6 protein-coding genes are annotated in these 7,229 nt (G+C 60.4%); 1 reads left to right on the top strand and 5 read right to left on the bottom strand.

Going from position 1 to position 7,229, the window contains the following annotated elements; translation table 11 throughout:
• A partial coding sequence (locus AC1D35_RS34115) for a L,D-transpeptidase (protein WP_477942295.1) occupies positions 1-627 on the bottom strand: 627 nt, incomplete at its 3' end.
• A gap of 183 nt (positions 628-810) precedes the next feature.
• Here AC1D35_RS34115 and AC1D35_RS34110 point away from each other — a divergent pair.
• Positions 811-1,305, top strand: coding sequence for an MmcB family DNA repair protein (locus AC1D35_RS34110; protein WP_113308133.1), 495 nt, complete (start codon positions 811-813; stop codon positions 1,303-1,305).
• On the opposite strand, the gene AC1D35_RS34105 is transcribed toward AC1D35_RS34110, so the two are convergent.
• The 4 genes from AC1D35_RS34105 to lhpI form a co-directional block, all read right to left on the bottom strand.
• A complete protein-coding gene (locus AC1D35_RS34105) occupies positions 1,306-1,884 on the bottom strand; it encodes an ActR/PrrA/RegA family redox response regulator transcription factor (protein WP_007813699.1) in 579 nt (192 codons plus the stop codon).
• Positions 1,885-1,952: 68 nt separating this feature from the next.
• Positions 1,953-3,263, bottom strand: coding sequence for an ActS/PrrB/RegB family redox-sensitive histidine kinase (locus AC1D35_RS34100; protein ID WP_113300888.1), 1,311 nt, complete (start codon positions 3,261-3,263; stop codon positions 1,953-1,955).
• A 125-nt stretch (positions 3,264-3,388) separates the two neighbouring features.
• Positions 3,389-5,854: an ATP-dependent helicase HrpB gene (hrpB, locus tag AC1D35_RS34095; RefSeq protein ID WP_477942293.1), complete on the bottom strand. Its 2,466-nt coding sequence runs from the start codon at positions 5,852-5,854 to the stop codon at positions 3,389-3,391.
• Positions 5,851-6,798, bottom strand: coding sequence for a bifunctional Delta(1)-pyrroline-2-carboxylate/Delta(1)-piperideine-2-carboxylate reductase (gene lhpI, locus AC1D35_RS34090; RefSeq protein ID WP_113308131.1), 948 nt, complete (start codon positions 6,796-6,798; stop codon positions 5,851-5,853). Before lhpI ends, hrpB begins: the two co-directional genes overlap by 4 nt.
• Between the last annotated feature and the right edge of the window lie 431 nt (positions 6,799-7,229).

Below are 7,229 nucleotides of genomic sequence, written 5' to 3'. Positions count from 1 at the left end.
GTAGAGATCGATCACGTCCTGGTTCATCAGGCGGATGCAGCCCGACGAAGCGGCAGTTCCGATCGAGGCCCATTCCGGAGTGCCGTGCAGGCGGAAGAGCGTGTCCTTGCCCTCTTCATTGAAGAGGTACATGGCACGTGCGCCGAGCGGGTTGGTGAGGCCTGGACCCATGCCGTCTTCGACATACTTGGCAATTTCGGGACGAMGGACGGCCATTTCCTTGGGTGGATGCCAGTTTGGCCATTCCTGCTTCCAGGCGACATAGGCCGTGCCGGACCATGCGAAGCCCTGCTTGCCGACTCCGATGCCGTAGCGGACGGCCTTGTCGTTGGGGAGGATATAATAGAGGTGACGCTCGCGCGTATTGACGATGATCGTACCGGGACGCTCGTCGCTCTGGTAGCCGACGATTTGGCGGCGGAATTCCGGCTTGACGCGGTCAATCGGGATTGCCGGCAGGGAGTATCCGGCATCCGACGTTAAGCCATAGGCGTCATTGAAGATTTGTGCCGTCTGAACGGTCGGACCTGCGCTGTCGACGGACGCGGATTCGGACGTCGTGGAGCAGCCGGCCAGTGCCAGGGTCGCCAGCAGGCCAAATACAGGGAATGCATTGCGGATGCGCATGGATGACTCGTGAAGGTTTTGGGGCAAGGAGGGGACAGTCTTTCGACCATCGTTATTTATGGTTTATTTTCGATTAACTTTGCCTTTGCAAGGCTGCTGCGGTGCGACAAAATCCATCTGCGACGCAAATTAAAAGCGCATGGCTTTTTTGCAACAACGGCCAACCCCACTTGACGGTTATCCATGACGATTTTGAGCGTTTACAATAACAATCCGTTAATCGATGGCCGGCAATCGGACAGGGCCATGATGGTGCGCCGTGGCATGCAGGTTTTGCTCCACGATATGCGCCTTGCGGTGTTGCCGGAACTGCCGCTGGCAAGCGGCCGCCGCGCCGATCTGATCACGATTTCAGAAAAGGGAGAGGTCTGGATCATCGAGATCAAGACGTCGATCGAGGACTTTAGGGTCGATCGCAAATGGCCGGATTACCGCCTGCATTGCGACCGTCTGTTCTTTGCGACACACAAGGATGTGCCTGTCGATATCTTCCCGGAAGAGTGCGGCCTTTTTCTTTCAGATGGTTACGGCGCACATATGCTGCGCGATGCGCCGGAACACCGCCTGCCGCCAGCTACGCGCAAAGCCGTCACGCTCAACTTTTCGCGCGCTGCCGCACAGCGGCTGATGATGGCCGAGTGGGCAAACGGCAAGCCGTTCAACCTGGATGATGTCTAGTTATTTCGGCGCGCGTTTGGCGAGGATGCGCTGCAGTGTGCGGCGGTGCATATTGAGCCGGCGCGCCGTTTCCGACACATTGCGCTCGCACATTTCATAGACACGCTGGATGTGTTCCCACCGCACCCGGTCCGCCGACATGGGGTTTTCCGGCAGTTCTGCCTTTTCGCCCGGTCGCTGCGTGAGCGCGGCAAACACATCGTCAGCGTCGGCGGGTTTTGCCAGGTAATCCACAGCCCCGAGCTTCACCGCCGTCACCGCCGTGGCGATATTGCCGTAACCCGTTAGCACGATGATTCGCGTGTCGTCGCGGCGCTGGCGGATAGCCTCGATAACGTCGAGGCCGTTGCCGTCGCCGAGCCGCAAGTCGACCACGGCATATTTCGGTGGCCGGCCTCTCGATTTCGCCACGCCTTCCGCTACCGATTCGGCCGTTTCCACATGAAAGCCGCGTGCCTCCATCGCCCGTGCCAGGCGACGCAGGAAGGGGCCGTCGTCATCGACGATAAGCAGGCTCGGGTCGGGCCCGATATGCTCCTCGTTGGAGCCGGCGGAAATCTCGTGATTCTGATCTGTCATCGCTACGGTCCCGGCGGTTGAGCGTCCGAAATGCGTCAACCGCTTATATCCTGTTTATGCCGACAAAGTCATTTTGTCGAATTTGCGTCGATCAACACCCGCGGCCATTCGATCCGGATGCGGGCACCCGCGTTTTCCGGATCACGATTTTCAAAAACCAGCGATGCTCCGGAGCGCTCCAGCAGCGTTTTGGCAATGAAAAGCCCTAGTCCCAGGCCTCCAGCGGTATCTTCTTTCTGCCGTTTGGTAACGTAGGGTTCGCCAATCCGCGTCAGAATATCGGCCGCATAGCCGTTGCCGTCATCCTCGATGATGATGAGCACCTTTTCGTGATCGTGCTCGACCGTGACCGTCACCTTCTCCCGCGCATAGTCGACGGCGTTCTCGATCAGGTTGCCGAGCCCGTACATGATGCCGGCGTTGCGGTCTGTGACTGGTTCGCCCTTACGCGGGCTCTTCTCCACGAGTTCCAGATTAATACCGAATTCGCGATGCGGTGCGACGATTTCCTCCATCATCGAAGAGAGGGGCAGCCGGCGCATATGCGCTTCGCCCTCCGCAGACAATGTCGTCAGCCGGCGAAGAATGTCGCGACAGCGCTCGCTCTGGCTGCGCAGAAGCTGCACATCCTCTCGGAACCGGTCGTCGTCCTTAAGTTCGCGCTCCATTTCCTTGGCGACGACGCTGATCGTAGCAAGTGGCGTGCCGAGCTCGTGGGCTGCGGCAGCCGCCAGCCCATCGAGCTGCGAGAGATGCTTTTCCCGCAGCAGCACCAGTTCGGTCGCCGCAAGCGCATCCGCGAGCTGGCTCGCTTCCATCGAAACCCGGTAGGCATAGAAGGCGGCAAAGGCCATGGTCGAAGCGATCGAGCACCACACGCCGAACTGCATAACGTTGTGGACATTGATTTCCACCCCGTCGAACCAGGGCAGCGGAAAGGGAGAGAAGGCCAGTACCGTGATGCAGACCATCGCAAAGCCGATCAATGCCGTACTGTATCGGATCGGCTGCGAAGCGAAGGAAATGATGACGGGAACGCAGACCAGTGCCGCGAACGGATTGGCGAGGCCGCCGGTAATGAAAAGCAGCGCACACAGCTGCAACAGATCGAAACCAAGGAGCGCGAAAGCGGCGGGCGGCTCCAGCCGGTGCGTCGGTGGGTAACGGAGCGTCAGATAGAAATTCACCCAGGCGAGTGCGGCAATAAGGGAGCAACTCGCGACCAAGGGCAGAGGGAACTTCAAGAGAAAAGCGACGATGAAGACCGTTACGGCCTGGCCGATGACCGCCAGCCATCGCAACCGCACCAAAGTCTGCAAACGCAGCCGCCGGCTGCTCAGCCTGTCTTCTTGTGTCTGGACTTCGGTCTTTTCAATCACGCCACACTCCTACAGCATCGGCCCGATAATCGGGATCAATTTTCGGAATCCCGATGCATAGATTCGAAGGGTTGGAACGTCCTTGGTGTGCCCAAATGGACGCATGGCGCGCTAAGGCCGGCGGATTATGTACCACGGGGCTTTGCCCTTGTCGTCGGCGCCGCCTCATCAGGTTTTTCCGGCCAGGGATGCCGGGGATAACGTCCGCGCATGTCCGCGCGTACATCCTTCCATGAGCCCGCCCAGAAACCCGGCAGGTCCCGGGTCGTCTGGATCGGCCTGTGAGCCGGCGAGGTAAGCTCCAGCACCAGGGGCAATCGCCCGCCGGCGACCACCGGATGCTGCTTGAGGCCGAAGAGCTCCTGCACACGGATCGTCAGCGTCGGTTCTTCGCCATCATACTGGATCGGGTGGCGTTGACCTGTTGGTGCCTCGAAGTGCGTCGGTGCGAAGCGTGCGAGATCGCGCTGCAGATCGTGTGGAACGAGTGCCATTAGCCCGTTGGAGAGGCCGGAGGCGGAAATATCCGAAAGCCCCCGCGCGTCTGACTGGAAAGGGATGAACCAGTCTTCCATGCGATTGAGGAGCGCCTCATCGCTCATATCGGACCACGGTTCTCCGATCGTTCGGTGCAGGAAGCCGATTCGCTCCCGCAACTGCAGCGCCTCCTTGGAAAAGGGAAGCTGATCGAGCCCCAGCTCCCGCAAGCCGTCTGCGAGCGCCCGCACCACCGCCTCGCCTGAGGGACGCGGAAGCGGAGCTTCCTCGAAAACAACGGCGCCGAACCTTGTCGCGCGCCGTGCACGCACCTGCCGGCTCTGTCTGTCGAAGAAGGTCTGGTCGTCCGTCCGGATTTCGCCCGGTAGTTCGGCTTCGATGTCGGCGCGGGAGATTTCCGCCGCTGCCAGAATTCTTCCCCGTGCCGCCCGGCCAGTCAGATCGGCGATCACAAGCATCTGGCTGCCTGCCAACCGTTCGGTTTCCGCAAGCTCGGCGCCCCGGCCGTTCGCCATGACATAGCGCCCCCGCCCACCGCGCTGAAGTGCTGCTCGATCCGGGAAAGCATGCAGCAGAAGCCGTCCCGCGAGCGCAGGTTCAGTACTCGAAATGGAATTGAGCCCTTCCGCCAGCCGCCCCGCCAGCCGCCGCGAAGCCTCGGCCCTTTCGCCTTTCTCGCTCTTGAAGCGCCTGAGCCGCTCTTCAAGATCAATGCTGGTGCCGCCAAGCCCCTGCTCCGTCAGCAGCACAGATATCAGCGCCGCATCCTTCGCATGTCCTGCTTCGCCAGCCGAGACCACCATGGCCGCGAGCCGCGGCGGCAGGGCGAGGTCGCGCATCACCTTTCCCCGCGCCGTCAATGCGCTGTCCCTGTCCAGCGCCCCAAGCTGCACCAACAATGCTCGCGCTTCCCTGATCGTTGTCTCCGGCGGCTGATCGACGAAGGCGAGCGATTTGGTGTCCTGAACGCCCCAATCGGCAAGATCGAGCACGAGACCGGAAAGATCGCTCGAAAGAATCTGGGGCGGCGTGAAGGCCGGAAGTGCCGCCGTCTGGCCCTGATGCCACAGGCGGATGGCGATGCCTGGCTCCGTTCGTCCAGCGCGGCCGGCACGCTGATCGGCCGAAGCGCGCGACACCCGAACGGTCTCCAGCCGCGTGATGCCCGTCGATGCCTCGAAAACCGGCAATCGCTGCAGCCCGCTGTCGATGACGATCCGTACGCCGTCGATGGTGATCGAGGTTTCGGCAATCGAGGTCGCAAGCACGATTTTACGTGTGCCTGGTGCCGCGGGGCGGATCGCCGCGTCCTGCTCTTTCTGGCTGAGATTGCCGTAGAGCGGCGCAATCAGCGTCTCTGAGCCGAATCGTCCTTGAAGTCGCTCCACCGTCCGGGTGATTTCCGCCTGGCCGGGAAGGAAAGCGAGAATCGATCCGGATTCGCTCGCATGAAAATCGGCGATCGCCCGAACCATTACGTCTTCGATACGCTCGCCACCCGCCCGGTCCTGATAGCGGATATCGATCGGAAAGCTTCGTCCCGTGCTTTCAATAACGGGCGGATGATCGAGTAGCGCAGCGACCCGTTCGACATCGAGCGTGGCCGACATGACAAGGATACGCAAATCCTCGCGAAGCGCCGATTGAACGTCAATCGCCAGCGCAAGGCCGAAATCGGCATCCAGCGATCGCTCGTGAAACTCATCAAAGATGACGGTCGAGATACCGGAAAGTTCGGGATCATCGAGGATCATGCGGGCAAAGACGCCCTCGGTAACAACCTCTATCCGTGTCTTGGCCGATATCCGGTTGTCGAGGCGCATGCGGTAACCGACAGTTTCGCCCACCTGCTCGCCAAGCAAGGACGCCATGCGGCTCGCCGCGGCACGGGCCGCCAGCCGGCGCGGCTCCAGCAGGATGATCTTCCCGTCATCGCGCCAGGGTTGGCCAAGCAGGTGCAGCGGCACGAGCGTCGTCTTGCCGGCGCCAGGTGGCGCTGAAAGCACGGCACGTTTCTCTTTGCCAAGCGCCGCACTGATATCGGRCAGCACATGCGAAACCGGAAGCTCCGGCAAGGAAGGCAGGTTCTTCACTTTCCGCTCGTGACCATTTCATAGGCGAGAATGGCGGCGGCCAAATCCTCAAGCGCTGCGCCGACGGATTTGAAGAGCGTGATTTCTTGCGCATCTTTCCGCCCGTCACAGGCACCCGATATCAGCTCTGCCAGCTCGCCGCGTATGTCGCTTTCTTTCAGCAGCCCGGTTTTCAAAGGCTGGACGATGTCGCCGCCTTCGCTCAGCGCGCCCGCTCTTGTATCGACATAGACGGCGGAGCGCAGGACGGCCGCATCGTCGCTTTCACGCATGCTGGGCTTGAAAGCGCCGACCAGATCGAGATGAGCGCCGGGCTTTAGCCACTCGCCCCGAACAAGCGGCTCGCTGGAGAGTGTCGCACAGGAAATAATATCGGCCGTTCTCGCCGCCGCCTCAACGTTGCTTACAGCTTCGGCCTGCAGCCCAAGTGCCCGCGCTTCCTCGGCAACCTTCTCCGCCGCCTCGCTATTGCGTCCCCAGATACTGTAGCGCTGGATCGGCCGGACTGTTCCATGTGCCTGCATGAGATTGAGCGAAAGCCGACCGGTACCGCAGACTAGCATCTCCTCGGCATCCGGCCGGGACAGATAGCGTGAAGCCAAAGCCGAAGTTGCCGCAGTCCGCCGCGCCGTCAGTTCTCCGCCCTCTATGACGGCCAACATCTGTCCTGATGCGGCAGAGGAAAGCAGGTAGCTTCCGAAAATCGCCGGCAGGCTTCGGCGCATGTTGCCTGGAAAGACCGAAACCATCTTGATCCCCGCATACTCTCCGGGAAGCCACGCCGGCATCAGCAGCAGGGTTGCACTCTCCTCTCCCGGAACCTCCATGTCATGATGATGGCGGACGGGCGCGACGCAATCGCTTCGGAACATAGCCTCGATCGCATCGATAAGCTGCGCCCAGGGTAGGGCAGACCGCGTCTGGTCTTCGTCGAGGACAAGCATTCTGAGCTCCGCAAGGGCATGGATATATCCTTGTCAAACTACCGATTGGAACGGTCGAGGCAAGCTTCCTGGAAATCGGGCGCGTGCCTCCCATATAAAGGATGCACGCCAAGGCCCACGCTGATCGGTCGGAATCGGAAAAATCGATCGAAATAGGGTGATTTTGACCGCGAAACCTCCCCTTCCAACGGGAGGCGATAAAACTGCAAGCAAAATCAACCTGTTACAAAAATGTCAAAAAAGTTGGATTGGATGTGTTGACTGTTTCGAGGGTGTGGGATTATAAGCCCACTCACTGAACGAGGGCGGCGGCGCTGCTGGCGACGAAGTCTTTCGTTCTAAAGAAATCAAGCGAATTGGCGGATTGCTGGTTTGTTGCTCTGGACGGAAGTTTGGAGCGGGATTTGTCGACGGCTTTTGTGGCTGTCTGT

Source organism: Rhizobium sp. P1_E6 (assembly GCF_056405875.1).
Note: the sequence above shows the minus strand (reverse complement) of the source record. Positions and strands in the feature narration are given on the sequence as shown.